Raw genomic sequence first — 17,086 nt, 5'->3', positions numbered from 1 at the left:
GAGTGTGAGATACACTTTTAGCTTTACACTTTTAGAGAGTGTAAGAGAGTTCATTGAAAGTTGGTTGTTAAAAGTCTTGTCCACGCCGCGAGAAAGCTACTAAGGGCGAGCGGTGGATGCCTAGGCTGGAAGAGGCGAAGAAGGACGTGCTAGGCTGCGAAAAGCCAGGGGGAGTTGCCAAGAAGCGTTGATCCCTGGATATCCGAATGGGGGAACCCGGCCGGTGGAGACACCGGTCACCCACGTAAGTGGGGGCGAACCCGGGGAAGTGAAACATCTCAGTACCCGGAGGAAAAGAAATCAAACGAGATTCCGAAAGTAGCGGCGAGCGAAATCGGAGTAGCCCGTCTCTGTGTAGCCAACAGATTAGAGGAATTACCTGGAAAGGTAAGCCACAGAAGGTGAAAGCCCTGTACTCGAAAATCTGTTGGTGGGACTAAGCAGAGACCTAGCGAGTAGCTCGGGACACGTGTTATCCTGAGTGAAGATGGGAGGACCACCTTCCAAGGCTAAATACTACTTCCAGACCGATAGTGCACAAGTACCGTGAGGGAAAGGTGAAAAGAACCCCGGTGAGGGGAGTGAAATAGAACCTGAAACCGCTTGCCTACAATCATTCGGAGCCCTATTGTCTTCGGACAAGGGTGACGGACTGCCTTTTGCATAATGAGCCTGCGAGTTGTGGTCACTGGCGAGGTTAATCCGAGAGGAGGAGCCGAAGCGAAAGCGAGTCTGAATAGGGCGATATAGTCAGTGGCTGCAGACCCGAAGCTGAGTGATCTATCCATGGGCAGGTTGAAGGTGGGGTAAGACCCACTGGAGGACCGAACCGGTAGGCGTTGAAAAGCCTTCGGATGACCTGTGGATAGGGGTGAAAGGCCAATCAAACTCAGTGATAGCTGGTTCTCTCCGAAATGCATTTAGGTGCAGCGTCAAGACGTAGCCGTAGGGGGTAGAGCACTGATAGGGCTAGGGCGGCCCACAGCTGTACCAAACCCTGTCAAACTCCGAATACCTACGGTGGAATCTTGGCAGTGAGGCGTAGGGTGATAAAATCCTATGTCGAGAGGGGAACAACCCAGACTACCGACTAAGGCCCCCAAGTGATAGCTAAGTGGAAAAGGAGGTTTTCCTGCTTAGACAACCAGGAGGTTGGCTTAGAAGCAGCCATCCTTTAAAGAAAGCGTAACAGCTCACTGGTCGAGCGGGGGAGCGCCGAAAATATAACGGGGCTAAAGCTATCCGCCGAAGTCGTAGATTCCAGTTGGACTGGAGTGGTAGGAGAGCGTTGATGTCAGCGTCGAAGCTGTACCGGTAAGGAGCAGTGGAGCGGCATCAAGTGAGCATGCAGGCATGAGTAGCGATAAAACAGGTGAGAATCCTGTTCGCCGAAAGCCTAAGGTTTCCTACACGATGCTCGTCAGTGTAGGGTTAGTCGGGACCTAAGACGAGGCCGAAAGGCGTAGTCGATGGGAAAACGGTTAATATTCCGTTACCTACTAATAGCGAGCCGAAGGGGGGACGCATAGGGCTAACCGAGGTCACTGATGGAATAGTGGCTCGAAGGGTGTAGGCTGTGAGGTAGGCAAATCCGCCTCACGCTAGGCCGAGACCTGACAGGCCCCCAAAGCTCTTCGGAGCGGAGGGGGAATCGGTGATGCCGTCGTGCCGAGAAAAGCCTCTAAGGCGTTTGAGCTATTAGTAGCCCGTACCGCAAACCGACACAGGTAGGCGGGATGAGTATTCTAAGGCGCGTGGAAGAACCCTCCCTAAGGAACTCGGCAAACTGGCACCGTAACTTCGGGATAAGGTGTGCCCCGAGTAGGTGAAGCCCCTAGCGGGTGGAGCCGAAAGGGGTCGCAGCGCAGCGCTCTTGCCGACTGTTTACCAAAAACACAGCACTCTGCTAACTCGCAAGAGGAAGTATAGGGTGTGACGCCTGCCCGGTGCCGGAAGGTTAAGGGGATCCGTTAGCCGTAAGGCGAAGCGGTGAACCGAAGCCCCGGTAAACGGCGGCCGTAACTATAACGGTCCTAAGGTAGCGAAATTCCTTGTCGGTTAAATACCGACCTGCATGAATGGCGTAACGAGTGAGGGGCTGTCTCAGGGAGGGATCCAGTGAAATTGTAGTGGAGGTGAAAATTCCTCCTACCCGCGGCAAGACGGAAAGACCCCGTGGACCTTTACTACAGCTTGGCATTGTAGGTGGGATATCCATGTGCAGGATAGGTGGGAGGCTATGAAGCCCGGGCGCCAGCTCGGGTGGAGCCGCCCTTGAGATACCACCCTTGGATATCCTGCCTACTAACCCGCAGCAGTAATCCTGCTGGGGGACAGTGCCTGGCGGGTAGTTTGACTGGGGCGGTCGCCTCCTAAAGAGTAACGGAGGCTCACAAAGGTTGGCTCATGACGGTTGGAAATCGTCAGAAGAGTGTAAAGGCACAAGCCAGCCTGACTGCGAGACAAACAGGTCGAGCAGAGACGAAAGTCGGTCTTAGTGATCCGGTGGTTCTGAGTGGAAGGGCCATCGCTCAAAGGATAAAAGGTACCCCGGGGATAACAGGCTGATCTCCCCCGAGAGCTCACATCGACGGGGAGGTTTGGCACCTCGATGTCGGCTCATCGCATCCTGGGGCTGGAGCAGGTCCCAAGGGTATGGCTGTTCGCCATTTAAAGCGGTACGCGAGCTGGGTTCAGAACGTCGTGAGACAGTTCGGTCCCTATCTGCCGTGGGCGTAGGAAGGTTGAGGAGAGCTGACCCTAGTACGAGAGGACCGGGTTGGACGAGCCACTGGTGTACCAGTTGTCCTGCCAAGGGCAGTGCTGGGTAGCCAAGCTCGGAAGGGATAACCGCTGAAAGCATCTAAGCGGGAAGCCCACTCCAAGATGAGCCTTCCCATGAGGGTGCAGGAAGACTACCTGCTTGATAGGCTGGGGGTGTAAGCCCTGCAAGGGGTTGAGCTGACCAGTACTAATAACCCGATTGGCTTTACTTGCGGTGATGGACAAGACTTTTAACAGCTAACTATCAATGGTTAATAGTTGATAGTATATAGTATCAATCCTAGTGGGAAAAGCGTAGGGGAAACACCCAGTTCCATTCCGAACCTGGCAGTTAAGCCCTACAGCGCTGATGATACTGCACCTTTCAGGTGTGGGAAAGTAGGTCCCCGCTAGGATTTATAGTATATACTGTAAGTCCAAAAGCTGCCTATTCATCAACTCTTTTTAATAACCTATATATGGGTCTGGCACTTTTTAATTTATTGTGTCCTTTCTTTTTCTTATAGTTGTTTAGGGTATCTATGGTGTCTGTTACTGTTTGTATGTTTCATTCTCATCCTTTCAAATAATTTGTAAATATTATCTTTATTTTTTATGAGATAATAAATTTCTTTTTAATCAAGTTTAAATGCTATAATTCGCATAAAAAAGGTTGAGTATGGTAAATCTGCTGATAGGAATATTTGGGCTGTATGTGTTTATAAAAATTATTTTGGAAATTAAAGAAGTGATATACATCAAAAATGTATTTGGACTCGGTGCCGTATTAATGGATATAGAAACATATAAAGATGCAGCGATATATTCTATATATAAACACACCCTTAATATTTTCAATGCTTTAATTTCACTTTTTTTAGTTGTGTTTTGGTTAAGCGGAGGACTGTTTATTATTAATTTCTTACTTTACAAAAGTAATTCTTTGCTTAGTGAGCTTGAATTACTTTTGGCTTTTTTTGCAATAAACTACATTTTAACTTTGCCTATTAATATCTGGGAAAAGCACATAGATAAAAGGTTTGGGTTTAATGTGGCACCTTGGAGTATGTTTTTTGTGGATGAAGTTAAAAAGATTTTTTTATTTATAATATTTGGTGGTGCATTTTTTGCAGGACTTATATATTTTATTGAGAATTTTCAAAACTGGTGGTTATACGGATTTGTATTCACATTCGGTGTAGTAATAATGATTAATCTTTTGTATCCGTTTTTTGCACAGATGTTTAACAAATTTACTCCTCTTGAAGATGAAGAACTTAAAGATGCCATTGAAGATATGATGGCTAAAGTCGGATTTAAGAGCAGCGGTATATATGTAATGGACGCAAGTAAAAGGGATACGAGGTTAAATGCTTATTTTGCAGGGTTTGGTAATACTAAAAGGGTAGTGCTTTTTGATACGCTTCTTAAAAAACTTACCAAAGATGAAATATTGGCAGTTTTGGGACATGAGCTTGGTCATTTCAAACACAAAGATATATTCAAAAACATTGCAGTTGTGGGAGTGATGCTTTTTGTATTATTTGCGATATTTGGAAATCTGCCCGATACACTTTTTAAAGAGCTTATGGTGCCTAAAATAGGAGCTAATATAATTATTTTGGTACTGCTTTTCAGTGAAGTGATTTTCTTTGTATTACAGCCGTTTGTAAATCTTATCAGCAGACACAACGAATTTGCTGCCGATGAAATGGGAAGTGAACTTGTAAGCAAAAAAGACCTTGCAAGCGCACTTAAAAAACTTGTAAGCGAAAACAAACACTTTCCGAGAGTCAGCAAACTATATTCGTTTATTTACTATTCACATCCTCCTATTTTGGAAAGACTCGAAAAGCTGGAGAATGAGAAATGAAAGTATTAATAACTGGGATTAGTAGAGGTATAGGATACGGACTTGCGAAATATTACATTGAAAACGGGGATGAAGTTTATGCAATAGGCAGAAAAAATCCCTTTGATGATGCTGTAAGGTTTTACAGGCTTGATGTAAATGCATTTGAAAAAATACCTCACGCCGTAGAATCTCTTGAAATTGATGAGCTTGATGTGGCTATTTTAAATGCGGGAATATTGGGTGAGATTAAAGAGATGAAGTATTGGAGTGTTAAAGAACTTCAAAATATATTTGATATTAATGTGTGGGCTAATAAGGTTTTGATAGACGAACTTGCTCCTTTTACTGAAAAAATAGTGGTTATGAGCAGCGGGGCGGCCGTAAACGGAAACCCAGGCTGGGGAGGATATTCTTTAAGCAAATGTGTGGTAAATATGATGGTAAGTATATATTCAAAAGAAATTGATTCTAAAATTTACGCTTTGGCTCCGGGAGTTATTGATACGGATATGGTAGAAAAAGTAATAAGCGGCGATCATTCTAAATTTCCAAGCCTTGACAGGGTAGAAGCCGGACGTGTAAGTCTGGAAGAAGGAGTTGAAAGAATTGTTAAAACGATTGAAAAACTTGACGAATTTGAAAACGGCAGTTTTGTGGATGTGAGGCTAGTTTAAATTAATATACATTATATTTGGTAAAAATTCTTTTATAAGTACCGTCTTTTTTCAATTCATCAATTGCCTTGTTTATTTCTTTTAACAGTTTTTTTGCATTTGGATAGTCTTTTGAAATAAAAATATAAAACGCTGTAGGTTTTAAATTTGGTATTCTTTGACTTGCTATATCTTTTGGTATTTTATATTTTCCAATTTTTTCTGCACCGTATATATTTGCTTCAGAAGCAACTACAAGATCACATCTGCCTACTGAAATCTTTTTAAGTACACTTTCAAAGCTTCCAGCTTCCTGGTCTATTTTTTTGCTTTTTTTTAAACCTAATTTAGTATAATAGGAATTAATATTATAACCGTTTACATCACATATTTTATATTTATTGATATTCCATTTTCCGTTATGAATGATTCCATTTGGATATTTATTTTTTGAATAAAATACAGCCTGATATGTAAAATACACAGGTTTGCTGATATAATATTTTTTTGCCCTGTCTTTATTGTATGTACCGTTAATAAACATTTCATATTTTTTAGAGGCTTTTTTGTATGAATAGACAAGATAAGTACATCTTTTCCAAGGCATTAAGGTTAACGTATATTTTGTACCTATTTTTTTAAAAATAACATTTAAAAATTCAGTCATAGCGCCAGTTAAATGTTGTTTGTCTTTATGCCCGTCAATTCTTTTATAGTAAGTAAATGGCGGCCATTCATTTTCATCGTCACATATATGTATAGTCTGATTATAATTATTAGCGTTTAATTTTAATAAAATTATAATAATTAATAACAGTAATTTTTTCACTATTACCCCTCCCCCTCAATTATATTATACAATTCTAAAAAATTATGTATTTATTATATAAAATAAGGCTTAATAATGCAAATAAAAGATTTTTTAAAAGAAACAAACGGCAGTTACATACTTGAAAAAGTACTAAACAAAGACAAAACATGGCTGTTTTTGCATGATGATCTGGAAGTGCCGAAAGAAGCTGTTGAGATTTTGCAAAAAGTAAAATCAGGGTATCCGATTGAATATATATTTGAGGAAGTCTGGTTTTACGGGGACAGGTTTTATATAAAAGAGGGTGTGCTGATTCCAAGGGATGATACGGAGGCAGTGCTGGAAAGAGCGATAAAGTTAATAAATGAAAAGTGTAAAACGAAAAGTGAAAAGTGTAAGGTAGTGGATTGCTGTACGGGAAGCGGGGTGATTGCGATAGAAATTGCCAAGCATACAAATGCCAAAGTTATTGCGACAGACATCAGCGATACTGCCATTGAAGTGGCTGAAAAAAACATAGCTTTGCATAATGTCGATGTTGAAATAAAAAAATGTGATTTATTGAATTGTGAAGGAAAGGAGATAAAAGCCGACATTCTTGTTTCCAATCCTCCGTATGTGGAAAACAGTTGGGAAAAACCTAATGAGTTTGAGCCTGATTTGGCTTTTTTCGGAGGGGATGACGGGCTTGATATAGTAAAGGAGCTTATCCTTAAAGCAAAAGATCTGAAATACAAAGCTGCGGTAATAGAAATAGGGTATAACCAAAAAGAACTTTTAAGCGGATTTTTAAAAGACAAGGTTGAAAGTTTCGAATTTTTTAACGATTTGGCGGGGAATGTGAGAGGGGTTGAGATTATTTTTTAAGTCTGTTTATAAAAAATATTGAAATTAATGTTAATACAACCGTAATTTCAAATGTTTTAAATAGACCAATTTTTTCCCCTACAAGTCCTACAAGATAGACTATAACAGAGCTTACTCCGAAATTTATTCCCATGTAGATACTGTTGACAAATGTCGGTTTGTCTGTTTTTAAGTCATGGACGAAAGCCAGCAGAACCGGTGAGGATGTAAACAGGAAAAATCCGAGAGGCGCAAGCAAAAACCATAAAAACTGTTTAAAAAACAGTAAAAAAAACATTAAAGAAACTGCGGATCCTAGCGCGGAAACCATCAGCATATTTACGCGACCGATTTTATCCGAGAATCTTCCTGCAAAAAAGGCTCCTAAAATACCGAAACCCTGTAATATACCAAAAGCAATACTTGCGCTCTCGACACTGTAGCCGTGATGAGTTAAAAAAAGCGGTAAATAAAGTGACATGGCGTATTTTGACGTATAATTGAACATAATAAAAAGAGTCAGCATTTTAAAAAACGGTTTGACTTTGTTTAAGACACCTTTGATTTCGCCTTTTTCAAACTTTTTGGCATTAAATGTAGTTTTGTAGTCTTTAAGTTTGTAATATAAAAAAAGACTTGAAATGATTCCAATAGGTGTCAGCTTCCAGATACCGTCAAGCCCCCAAAGAGAAATTACCCCGGCTGCCAAAATCGGTCCTACGGTTCTGGCACTCTCACCACCGACCATAAAATAGCTCATCCCTTTGCCGCTCTCTTTGCCTGAAAACTCTTTAATCATCGTAGGGCTTGGAATATGAAAGAACGCTGCGCTGAGTCCCGCAACAAACAATAAAAAAAGAGCTACTGCATAAGATGATGTCAGGCTTAAGAGCCCCATTGAAACCGCCGTAATTGACGGTGTCAGGATTACGAAATATTTTGCGTCGTTTCTTTCAGCTATCAGTCCCAGAAAGGGATTGAAAAGTGAAGGCACTTTTCTTGCTATATCCAAAAATGACGCTTCTGTAAGAGTGATACCAAGTCTACTTATAAGAAGAGGCAGTATGGGTGCCAGAAGTGCAGAGAATATATCATGTGTAAAATGAGCAAACGATATTAACAGTACTTTTGATTTTTGAAATTTTTTCATTTCAGTTTTTCGTTCATTTTAATGTATTCCGGTTTTGTTTCAATACACTGCATGGCTGGAGCGGCTTTTGGGTCGTCTCTGAATACTACAACGCAATGCATTCTAGGATATCCCTGTGTGTCAAATTCATATACTCTAGGATTGATTCCGCTTGTAGCAATGGTGTAACTTAAAGTATTAACCGTTTTTTTGAAAACTCCTACTAAACTGTTCCAGTTGAATGCGAGTGAAAAAGTGGCGATAAATGCAAGTGTGATTAATTTTTTCATGTTAACTCCTTAAAAATGTAAATATTTTGCGATTCCGTCCAATAACATCTGGACGGAGAGTGAGATTAAAAGCATACCCATCAGTTTTTCAACAGCGCTGAATACGCGGTTTGGGATAATTTTAGAAAATTTGAGTGAAATTATAATAATAAAAGCGCTTAATGTCCATGAAACAAAGGATGCTCCAAGGACTAAGCCTATACCATATTGTGAAGAAAACAGTATAAGTGTTGCCAGCAGTGAAGGACCTGCAATCATAGGAATTGCAATAGGCACCAGATAAAGTTCGTTTTCTTTTCCGAACATCGGCTCACTGCTTGGAAAAATCATTTTAAGCGCAATTAAAAAGAGAATTATTCCTCCGGCGATTGATACTGACTCTTCCCTGAGTCCCAGGAAACTCATAATGCTTTTTCCAAAAAAGATAAAAATAAAAATAACAATAAAAGCAAATATCAGTTCTCTGATAATTATTTGAAATTTCTGTTTTTCGTCGTAATCTTTTAATAAAGATAAAACAACAGGAAAGTTGCCAAAAGGATCCATTATAAGAAAAAGTGTTACGGCAATATGCAAAATATCCATAATCCGCCTTTAGAAAATTGTGTATAATTATACACAAAAAAGGCTGTTATGGACGTTAATAAACTACTCTCGTCTAAAAAACTTTTAACCGAGATATATTTTGACCTGCAAAAATATTATGACGATATATATCCCAATGCCGTAGTATTAATGGAAGTCGGAACATTTTTTGAAACTTATGAGGCCGAGGGAGTCGGAAAAGCCAGGGAAATTGCAAATGTATTAAATATACAGCTTACAAAAAAGAATAAATCCATTCCCGAAATTGACGTTAAAAACCCTCTGATGGCAGGATTTCCAAATCATGCGCTTGATCGCTATCTTGAAAAACTTATAGAAGAAAACAGATATACAATTATTCTGATAAAACAAAAAGGAACTCCGCCAAATGTCAAAAGATATCTTAGTGAAATAATATCTCCAGGTGTAAATCTTGAATATTCAAAAACTCCTGAAAATTACGTAACTTCAATAATAGTAGAAAAGTATTCCGCTTTTCATGTAGGGTTTGCAAACGTAGATGTAACAACCGGAAAAAGTTACGTATATGAGAATTATTCGACAAAAGACGATCCGACTTTTGCTTTGGACGAACTATTTAGACTGCTTCAGACATATAAAAGTCATGAAATTATACTTACGCTTAAAAACGTTGAATGTGATGAAATTGTAAATTATCTGGAACTGGACGGAAAAAACATTGTAATTAACAGAACAAGAATGGATATAAAATATCAAAATGAGATATTTAAAAGAGTTTATAACATTCAGAGTCTGCTGAGTCCCATTGAAGTAATGAATTTTGAAAAGTTTCCTTTAATTACTGAATCATTGGGTATATTGCTTGAGTTTGTAATAGCCCATAATAAAGACCTTTTAAGTAAACTTAAAGAGCCTGTGCTTATCGAGGATGACAAGTTTGTGTATTTAGGAAACAATCCTATAAAACAGCTTGAAATTTATAAAGTTTTAAAACTTATAGACAAAACTAAAACCGCCATGGGAAAAAGACTTATTAAAGAAAGACTTTTCAATCCCATCAGAGACGAAGCGGAACTTGAAAAAAGATATAAATCCGTTGCTTTTATGTTGAACCGGTATCAAGAATTTGAGCCTCTGCTGAGAGAAATATACGATCTTGAAAAAATAGACAGAAAAATAAAACTTAAAAAACTCCATCCGTTTGAAATTACTTTTTTACTTAATTCTCTTGAATCTGTAAGCGAAATTTATTTAAAGCTGAAAAAGAGAACAACAAAAATAGATTTTTTTGTAGAGTTTATAAAAAGAAATTTTGAACTGGATAAAATTAACGTAAAGTTTGAAGAGATTAAAGAAAGTTTTTTTAAACGAGGAATAGATAAAAATCTTGATGAGCTTGTAGACGAAAAAGAGAAATATATATTACAGCTGAAAAAAATAAAAAACAAAATCGAATCTTTGGGTGATGTAAAAGTGGAGATTAACCAGCTTGATAAAGAAGGGTTTTATTTCAGTCTTACCAAAAACAGATTTAATATGATTAAAGACAAATTTAGCGAGAGCTTTGTAGATATTGACGGAGAAAAACTTTTTTTAGATGATTTGAGAGTAAAGCAGCTTACAAACAGTGTTAAAATAAGCGGAGATTTTATTGATGAGATAAGTGATAAAATTATTGCCCTTCAAAATAAAATTATAAAAAAGACAAGTAAAATATTCATTAAGAAATTAGGGGAGATAGAAAGGGAATTTGATATTTTACAAAACATAGCAAATGAAATAGCCAAAATCGACGTAGCTGTCAGCAGTGCAAAAATTGCTAAGGAATTGAATTATTCAAAACCTAAATTAAAAAACAAAAAAGCATCTTTTAAAGCCCTGAGACATCCTTTGATTGAAATAAATCAGGAAAACGGTGTTTATGTTCCGAATGATATAGATTTTAACGAATATGACGGAATGCTTTTATACGGAATTAACAGCTCGGGTAAAAGCTCTCTTATGAAAAGTGTAGGAATAGCTGTGTTTTTGGCTCAGGGAGGTTTTTTCGTTCCGTGTGAGAAAATGGAATTTACTCCTTATCAGGGGATTTTTACCAGAATTGAAGCCAGTGACAATTTAACTAAAGGTCTTTCAACTTTTGCCGTTGAAATGTTGGAACTTAAAAATATATTCAACCGTGCAAACGAGCATTCCCTTGTATTGGGAGATGAAATAGCGCACGGGACTGAAACAACTTCGGCTTTGGCTATTGTGGCAAGTGCCATTGTGAAACTTGCAAAAAGGAAAATAAACTTTCTGTTTGCCACACACCTTCATCAGCTTATGGATATAGATGAGGTAAAAAATCTTTCAAACGTAGTGGCAAAACATCTTGAAGTGTGGTTTGACGGAGAAAAACTCGTATATGACAGAAAACTTAAAGACGGAAGCGGCAGCAGTGTTTACGGACTTGAATTCGCAAAATCTATTTACATGGACGGTGAATTTATAAAACTGGCAGAAAATATAAGAAAAAAACTTACAGACGAATACAGTGAAATAGAGCTTCTTTTGAAGAAGAAAAAAAGCAGATATAACAAAAACCTGTTTGTTACAACCTGTGCAATTTGCGGCAAGCCGGTTGAAGACGTTCATCATATAAAAGAGAAAGAAAAAGCAAAAGAGGGATTTATCGACCATATGCCGGTTCATCACAAATACAATCTCATACCTTTATGTAAAAAACACCACAAAATGGTTCATGAAGGAAAAATAAGAATAACCGGGTTTGTCACTACAAGCAAAGGAATTGAGCTTCATTTTGAAGAAGCGGATTAGACGATGTCTTTTACCTCGATTTTGAATTTATTAAACCTGAATTCCGCTTCTTTTAGATAATAAAAGAATTTATCTTTTTTTATCCCTTTGAATTTCGTAATGAAATTTTCAAAATATTCCCAAAACATCGGTATATTGATATTTTGTTTTATTTTTATAATATGGCTCTGGCGCATAAGTTTTTTTATTTCTTCCGGGTCCATGTTTTCGTAAACTTTCATATCGTTAAGAAGAATGTTGTATATTTTCCCTCCGTAATCGATTGTCAGGAAATTCTGAGCTTTGTATATTGAATGAATGTTTTTTTTATTGGTTTTAGGAATATACAGATATTCGTCGAATTCAGTTATTTCATTTTTTTTAAGAAATTCCTCTTCACATATTTTAGCCATAACTTCTCGTATATGCTGTATTTCTTTAACTACGCTTGCATATGCGAAATTATATTTTTCTGAAATTTGCGAAGGGGTCAGTTCCATTAAAAACGCATGCAGAATTTTTGCCTTTCTGTCTATTTTTTTGGGTGAAAACTTTCTTTTGCATTTTGCACATTTATAATAGCCGTCTTTTAATTTATACAGAATATAATGGTCACAATAAACACAGCTCATGTTATTCCTTTAAAGTTTTGTTCTAAAATTATATAAGAAAAATTAAAATTTAAGAAATATTTAAGTTTATATGATATGATTTTATTGACCCTTTTAGAAAATCCCCTCTCTTTGGAGTTATCAATGAAAAAATTTTTTCTGTTAATTTTGGCAGTAATTGCGTTAAACGCAAAAATAATAGTAGATTCTTTAAACAGACATGTAACTGTGTCTGATAATATTCAGCGTATTGTTGCTGTTGGACCCGGAGCTTTAAGGCTTGTAGTATATTTACAGTCTCAAAATAAAGTAGTCGGAATAGAAAAAAAAGAAAAAAAATTTATTTATGCCAGACCGTATATCCTTGCTCATAAAGAACTTTTAAAACTTCCTGTAATAGGAATGGGAGGTCCAAATCCCAGAATAAACCTGGAAGCCGTGCTAAAACTAAAACCGGATGTAATAGTAGCCGGATATATTTCTAGACAAAAAGCGGATATGATAACTAAAAAAACCGGAATACCTGTTATTGTAATCAGCTACGGCAATTTGGGAACGTTTGCTAATAAGAAGTTTTTTAATTCTATAAAAATTTTAGGAAATTTGCTGAATAAGCAAAAAAGAGCCGATAAAGTGATAAATTTTATAAAGAAGCTGGACAGGGATATAAGAAGCAGAAAATTTAAATGTAATAAAAAAGTATATATCGGAGCAGTCGCCTTTAAAGGTCTTCACGGTATAACTTCTACAATGCCTAAGTTTCCTCCTTTTGAAATGCTTGGAGTCTCAAATGCGGTAAATGTAAATGCTAAATCACAGATTTTTATAGATAAAGAAAAACTTTTTATTATTAATCCGGACGTTATATTCATAGACGAAAGCGGACTGAAGTTTGTAAAAAAAGACGGTCTGATTAAAAAATTAAAAGCATTCAGGCAAAAACAGATCTACGGGATACTTCCATATAATAACTATATGACAAATATCGGCACGGCTTACGCGGATACGTATTATATAGGTAAAGTTTTGGCTCCTGAAAAATTTAGAGATATTAACATAGTTGAAAAAAGCAACGAAATTTATAAATTTTTAGTAGGAAAACCTTGTTATAATTCCATGGCAAAATTTTTCGGAGGATTTAAAAAACTATATTAAAGGTTTTCATTGCAGGATTATTTAAAAATTCTTAATAAAAATATTTTTTTTATTTTTTTTGCTTTTATAGTTTTAACAGCTGTTTTTTTAATATCAGTCAAAGTCGGAGATATTAATTACAGTATAAAATCTATTTTTAACGCATATTTTACTAAAAACAGCGAATATTTTGTAATTTATGAAATCAGACTTCCAAGAAGTCTCGCTGCTGTATTGGTAGGCGCTTCTTTAGGAGTCGCCGGACTTGTAATGCAGTATATTCTCAAAAACCCTCTGGCATCTCCTTTTACTCTCGGCATCTCGCACGGAGCGCTGTTCGGTGCCAGTTTGAGCATAGTCTTTTTTTCATCCTTATATCTGCCTTTGTTTGCATTTTTGGGAGCAAATGTCGTAACGGCTATGATACTTCTGTTAAGCAGATTAAGGGGTTTTTCTCCTGAAGTTCTGGTATTAAGCGGTGTAGCTATAAGCGCACTTTTTGGGAGTGCAAGTATGTTTTTGCAGTATTTTGCAGATGATCTGCAGCTTAGCAATATAATAAACTGGAGTTTTGGAGATTTAAGTAAAGCTGAATATTTCAGTATAGGTATCGTGGCTTTGATTTTTGCCGGCAGTGCGGTTTATTTTTATTTTAAAAAATGGGATTTTAACGCTTTGGACATATCGGAAAGTGAAAATGTCGGTGTAAATGTAAAAAAACTGACATTAGTTTCTTTGTTAATTGCTACTTTGTTAAGTTCTGTCAGTGTGGCTTATTTTGGAATTATAGGATTTATAGGTTTGATAGCACCGCATTTTGCAAGACTTGTCAGCGGAGATTTCAGGTTTTTACTGCCTCTTAGCGCAATTATAGGGGCGACTTTGCTGCTTGTTTCCGATATTGGCTCCAGAATGCTTCTTTCTCCTATAGAACTTCCGGTGGGGATACTTACGTCTTTTATCGGCGCACCTTTGTTTTTAATACTTCTTATAAAACTGTACAGGAAATAAAATGATTTTCAGTGTTGACAATTTAAGATTCTGCTACAAAAGCAGTAAGATATTAAATGATATCAGTTTTGAACTTAAAAAAGGTGAGGTCGTTGCTATTTTAGGTGTGAACGGAGCCGGTAAATCCACTCTTTTAAAATCTATAGCAAAAATAATAAAACCTAAAAAAGGAACCGTTTATTTAGGAAAAGAGGACTTACACAGACTTGATTATGCCGAACTGGGTAAAAAGATAGGCTATGTCAATCAAAAAAGCGAAGGCGGATATTTAAACGTATTTGATACGCTGCTGCTCGGAAGAAAGGTTTATTTTAGACATTCTCCAAAAAAAGAGGATTTGGCAAAAGTTGAAGAGATGCTGAAAATTCTTGATTTAGAAAAAAAGGCTTTTGTTCCGACTAATGAGTTAAGCGGCGGAGAACTGCAAAAAGTTGTAATTGCCAGAGCGCTTCTTCAGGAAAGCGAAGTGCTGCTTTTAGACGAACCGACAAATAATCTGGATATAAAAAATCAGGTAAATATATTAAAATTAATTAGAAACTACAGCAAAAATAAAGAAATTTTGAGTATTTTAGTCATGCATGATATAAATCTTGCTTTAAAATTCTGTGATAAATTTATATTTATGAAAAACGGTAAAATAGAAGAAGAGGGTGATATAAGTATAATTAATGGAGATATTATAAAAAAAATCTATGACATAGATGTAGAAATATGCGAATATAAGAATGATAAAATTATTATTATAAAGTAAATGAACGGTCGTTTAATCTAACTTTAAGTTTTGTTTTATAAAATTTCAGTAAGCCTTTTAAAAAGTTTCTTCAAGAAGGAAATGTTTTCCTTCTTATCTTCTGTTAAGTGTCTGTCACTAATCATTAAATAAAGATAATATTTAATTCTTTTTTAAATATTGACGGTTTTGTCTGTTTTCTATAACAACAAGTTATGCTATGGCCATAAGATTAAGTTAATTGTGTTAAACAATTAGACTTGTATAAAATTGGGACTGTAAATTAATAAAAACAGTTAATTATTGGTTCTAAAAATATATAAGAATAATGTTTTTTTAAGTTTTTTTTAAAAAAATGAGTTACAATTCACTATAAAAATTAACAAAGGAGTTTACAATGCACATTCCTGACGGATTCTTATCTCCAACTACTTGTGCGGTGACTTACGCAATAGCGGCACCGTTATGGTATATTGGATTTAAAAAATTAAAAGAAAAATTAAATGAAGAAACTTTACCTACATTAGCTGGGTTAAGTGCTTTGAGTTTTATTATTATGATGTTTAACATTCCGATTCCGGGAGGTACGTCGGCCCATGCCGTAGGAGCGGTAGCAATAGCTATACTGTTTGGCCCTTGGGTAGGTTTTGTTTCTGTATCGATGGTTTTATTAATTCAGGCTTTGGTTTTCGGTGACGGAGGAATCAGCGCATGGGCTGTTAATTCACTCTCAATGGGATTTATAGGAAGTTTTGTTGGTTATTACGTATTTCAGGCGCTTAAAAACTTCAAATTCGCACCGTTTGTTGCAGGGTATGTTGGAATCTTGGCATCTGCAACTTTTGTTGGATTTATATTAGGTATACAGCCTATTTTCTGGACAGCTGCAAACGGTCATCCTGAATATTTTCCTTTCGGATTAAAAGTGGCTCTTCCTGCAATGATAGGTGCACATTTATTAATCGGTATAGCAGAAGGTACGTTAACTCAGATAGTTTATACGCTTTTAGGTGAAAAAACTGCAAAAAGGATGGTGGCATGAAAAAGAAGCTTTTTATTCTTTTAGGTGTATTGATTGCGTTAGTACCATTAGGATTATTAACAGACGCTCCTGCTTGGGGTGAATGGGACAGCAGTTATTTTAAACAGGTTTTAGGTTTTATGCCTCAGGGTATTGCTAAAATCGAAAATACAATTCATTTAAAACATTTGCTTCCTGATTATTCGCTTCCGGGAGCAAATGACGTTTTGGGATACTATGTTAGCGCTATAGTCGGAGCTATACTCGTATTTGCCGTTTATTACTTCATATACCTTATGGTAAAAAGGAAAAAAGCTTGAGAATACTTTTTATCCTTTTCTTTTTTGCTTTTTTGTATGTAAAAAAGATTGAAATAATTGCCGCCGTAATATGTCTGCTTTTTATAATTGACTATAAAAATATAATCAGAAGAAGTAAGAAAGTGATTATTTCAATCTTTTTATTTAATTTCGGGGTCAGTATCGGATATATTCTTATGTCATATATAAAAGGTATTGACCCTTGGTATTATATTGTTTATATAAACATGAAAGTGTTTATGCTGACATATTTTGTTTTCTGGTTTTTTGATAAAGTCAATGTTGTGGAATTTTTTTCTTTTTCAAAAGATCTGAGTTATTTGATGACAATGACTCTTTCTCAGATCTTTTCTTACAAAAAAACATTTGAAGATTTCAGAATGGCTTTTAAATCAAGAGTTGTGAGTTTAAGGGATAAAGAAAAAACGTTTATTGCAAATACTTTTCAGTTTTTTTTCAAAAAAGCTATGAAAGATTCCAAAGAAAAATCTCTTGCGATGAAAGCAAGAGGTTTTTTTGATAACTGATATGTAATAATTGGGA

15 protein-coding genes and 2 rRNA genes are annotated in these 17,086 nt (G+C 36.5%); 12 read left to right on the top strand and 5 right to left on the bottom strand.

Annotation, left to right across the window (positions count from 1 at the left end; translation table 11 throughout):
• Window positions 1-89 precede the first annotated feature (89 nt).
• The 4 genes from ACZ5EP_RS03910 to ACZ5EP_RS03895 all read left to right on the top strand — a co-directional run bounded on the left by ACZ5EP_RS03910 (window position 90) and on the right by ACZ5EP_RS03895 (window position 5,292).
• Window positions 90-2,996, top strand: a 23S ribosomal RNA gene (locus tag ACZ5EP_RS03910).
• Between the two features lie 67 nt (window positions 2,997-3,063).
• Window positions 3,064-3,179, top strand: a 5S ribosomal RNA gene (gene rrf / locus ACZ5EP_RS03905).
• A gap of 263 nt (window positions 3,180-3,442) precedes the next feature.
• The gene (locus tag ACZ5EP_RS03900) at window positions 3,443-4,636 is read left to right on the top strand and encodes a M48 family metallopeptidase (protein WP_464509532.1); all 1,194 of its coding nucleotides are present in this window, start codon (window positions 3,443-3,445) and stop codon (window positions 4,634-4,636) included.
• A complete protein-coding gene (locus ACZ5EP_RS03895) occupies window positions 4,633-5,292 on the top strand; it encodes an SDR family NAD(P)-dependent oxidoreductase (protein ID WP_127679975.1) in 660 nt (219 codons plus the stop codon). The genes ACZ5EP_RS03900 and ACZ5EP_RS03895 overlap by 4 nt, the downstream gene beginning before the upstream one ends.
• A gap of 1 nt (window position 5,293) precedes the next feature.
• Here ACZ5EP_RS03895 and ACZ5EP_RS03890 read toward each other — a convergent pair whose 3' ends face one another.
• A complete protein-coding gene (locus ACZ5EP_RS03890) occupies window positions 5,294-6,100 on the bottom strand; it encodes a substrate-binding periplasmic protein (RefSeq protein WP_464509530.1) in 807 nt (268 codons plus the stop codon).
• 75 nt (window positions 6,101-6,175) lie between these two features.
• Here ACZ5EP_RS03890 and prmC point away from each other — a divergent pair, with 75 nt between their 5' ends.
• Window positions 6,176-6,949 (top strand): peptide chain release factor N(5)-glutamine methyltransferase, encoded by a 774-nt coding sequence (gene prmC / locus ACZ5EP_RS03885; RefSeq protein WP_127679977.1) that lies wholly within the window; start codon window positions 6,176-6,178, stop codon window positions 6,947-6,949.
• Here prmC and ACZ5EP_RS03880 read toward each other — a convergent pair.
• The 3 genes from ACZ5EP_RS03880 to ACZ5EP_RS03870 are packed head-to-tail and all read right to left on the bottom strand — an operon-like array spanning window position 6,939 to window position 8,932.
• Window positions 6,939-8,078, bottom strand: coding sequence for an MFS transporter (locus tag ACZ5EP_RS03880; protein ID WP_127679979.1), 1,140 nt, complete (start codon window positions 8,076-8,078; stop codon window positions 6,939-6,941). The genes prmC and ACZ5EP_RS03880 overlap by 11 nt on opposite strands.
• Entirely contained in the window at window positions 8,075-8,347 is a 273-nt protein-coding gene (locus ACZ5EP_RS03875; protein ID WP_127679981.1) for a hypothetical protein, read from the bottom strand. Before ACZ5EP_RS03875 ends, ACZ5EP_RS03880 begins: the two co-directional genes overlap by 4 nt.
• A gap of 9 nt (window positions 8,348-8,356) precedes the next feature.
• The gene (locus ACZ5EP_RS03870) at window positions 8,357-8,932 is read right to left on the bottom strand and encodes a MarC family protein (protein ID WP_127679983.1); all 576 of its coding nucleotides are present in this window, start codon (window positions 8,930-8,932) and stop codon (window positions 8,357-8,359) included.
• 48 nt (window positions 8,933-8,980) lie between these two features.
• On the opposite strand from ACZ5EP_RS03870, the gene ACZ5EP_RS03865 reads away from it, so the two are divergent.
• On the top strand, window positions 8,981-11,734 hold the full coding sequence (locus tag ACZ5EP_RS03865) for a MutS-related protein (protein WP_464509527.1): 2,754 nt from the start codon (window positions 8,981-8,983) through the stop codon (window positions 11,732-11,734).
• Here the strand turns inward: ACZ5EP_RS03865 and ACZ5EP_RS03860 are convergent.
• On the bottom strand, window positions 11,731-12,345 hold the full coding sequence (locus ACZ5EP_RS03860; protein ID WP_464509526.1) for a hypothetical protein: 615 nt from the start codon (window positions 12,343-12,345) through the stop codon (window positions 11,731-11,733). The genes ACZ5EP_RS03865 and ACZ5EP_RS03860 overlap by 4 nt on opposite strands.
• Window positions 12,346-12,468: 123 nt before the next feature.
• Here ACZ5EP_RS03860 and ACZ5EP_RS03855 point away from each other — a divergent pair, with 123 nt between their 5' ends.
• The 6 genes from ACZ5EP_RS03855 to ACZ5EP_RS03830 all read left to right on the top strand — a co-directional run bounded on the left by ACZ5EP_RS03855 (window position 12,469) and on the right by ACZ5EP_RS03830 (window position 17,070).
• Window positions 12,469-13,479, top strand: coding sequence for an ABC transporter substrate-binding protein (locus ACZ5EP_RS03855; protein ID WP_464509525.1), 1,011 nt, complete (start codon window positions 12,469-12,471; stop codon window positions 13,477-13,479).
• A gap of 9 nt (window positions 13,480-13,488) precedes the next feature.
• A complete protein-coding gene (locus tag ACZ5EP_RS03850) occupies window positions 13,489-14,469 on the top strand; it encodes a FecCD family ABC transporter permease (protein ID WP_464509522.1) in 981 nt (326 codons plus the stop codon).
• A 1-nt stretch (window position 14,470) separates the two neighbouring features.
• Complete coding sequence (locus ACZ5EP_RS03845; RefSeq protein WP_464509521.1) at window positions 14,471-15,223, top strand: ABC transporter ATP-binding protein; 753 nt, start codon at window positions 14,471-14,473, stop codon at window positions 15,221-15,223.
• A 376-nt stretch (window positions 15,224-15,599) separates the two neighbouring features.
• Entirely contained in the window at window positions 15,600-16,244 is a 645-nt protein-coding gene (cbiM, locus tag ACZ5EP_RS03840; RefSeq protein ID WP_464509520.1) for a cobalt transporter CbiM, read from the top strand.
• Window positions 16,241-16,543, top strand: a complete 303-nt coding sequence (locus tag ACZ5EP_RS03835; protein ID WP_464509519.1) for a PDGLE domain-containing protein — start codon at window positions 16,241-16,243, stop codon at window positions 16,541-16,543. Before cbiM ends, ACZ5EP_RS03835 begins: the two co-directional genes overlap by 4 nt.
• Window positions 16,540-17,070 carry an energy-coupling factor transporter transmembrane component T family protein gene (locus ACZ5EP_RS03830; protein WP_464509518.1) on the top strand — a complete coding sequence of 177 codons (531 nt, stop codon included), beginning with the start codon at window positions 16,540-16,542 and terminating at the stop codon, window positions 17,068-17,070. Before ACZ5EP_RS03835 ends, ACZ5EP_RS03830 begins: the two co-directional genes overlap by 4 nt.
• Window positions 17,071-17,086: the final 16 nt, after the last annotated feature.

The organism is Nautilia abyssi (assembly GCF_055388085.1).
The sequence above is the reverse complement of the archived record's forward strand: the minus strand, read 5'-3'. Positions and strand labels throughout refer to the sequence as shown.

Bases quoted from the DNA above. Each gene is read 5' to 3' on its own strand.
- cbiM (WP_464509520.1), top strand. From the start codon at position 15,600: ATGCACATTCCTGACGGATTCTTATCTCCAACTACTTGTGCGGTGACT.
- ACZ5EP_RS03855 (WP_464509525.1), top strand. From the start codon at position 12,469: ATGAAAAAATTTTTTCTGTTAATTTTGGCAGTAATTGCGTTAAACGCA.
- ACZ5EP_RS03845 (WP_464509521.1), top strand. From the start codon at position 14,471: ATGATTTTCAGTGTTGACAATTTAAGATTCTGCTACAAAAGCAGTAAG.
- ACZ5EP_RS03865 (WP_464509527.1), top strand. From the start codon at position 8,981: ATGGACGTTAATAAACTACTCTCGTCTAAAAAACTTTTAACCGAGATA.
- ACZ5EP_RS03875 (WP_127679981.1), bottom strand. From the start codon at position 8,347: ATGAAAAAATTAATCACACTTGCATTTATCGCCACTTTTTCACTCGCA.
- ACZ5EP_RS03895 (WP_127679975.1), top strand. From the start codon at position 4,633: ATGAAAGTATTAATAACTGGGATTAGTAGAGGTATAGGATACGGACTT.
- ACZ5EP_RS03900 (WP_464509532.1), top strand. From the start codon at position 3,443: ATGGTAAATCTGCTGATAGGAATATTTGGGCTGTATGTGTTTATAAAA.
- ACZ5EP_RS03870 (WP_127679983.1), bottom strand. From the start codon at position 8,932: ATGGATATTTTGCATATTGCCGTAACACTTTTTCTTATAATGGATCCT.
- ACZ5EP_RS03835 (WP_464509519.1), top strand. From the start codon at position 16,241: ATGAAAAAGAAGCTTTTTATTCTTTTAGGTGTATTGATTGCGTTAGTA.
- ACZ5EP_RS03880 (WP_127679979.1), bottom strand. From the start codon at position 8,078: ATGAAAAAATTTCAAAAATCAAAAGTACTGTTAATATCGTTTGCTCAT.
- ACZ5EP_RS03860 (WP_464509526.1), bottom strand. From the start codon at position 12,345: ATGAGCTGTGTTTATTGTGACCATTATATTCTGTATAAATTAAAAGAC.
- prmC (WP_127679977.1), top strand. From the start codon at position 6,176: ATGCAAATAAAAGATTTTTTAAAAGAAACAAACGGCAGTTACATACTT.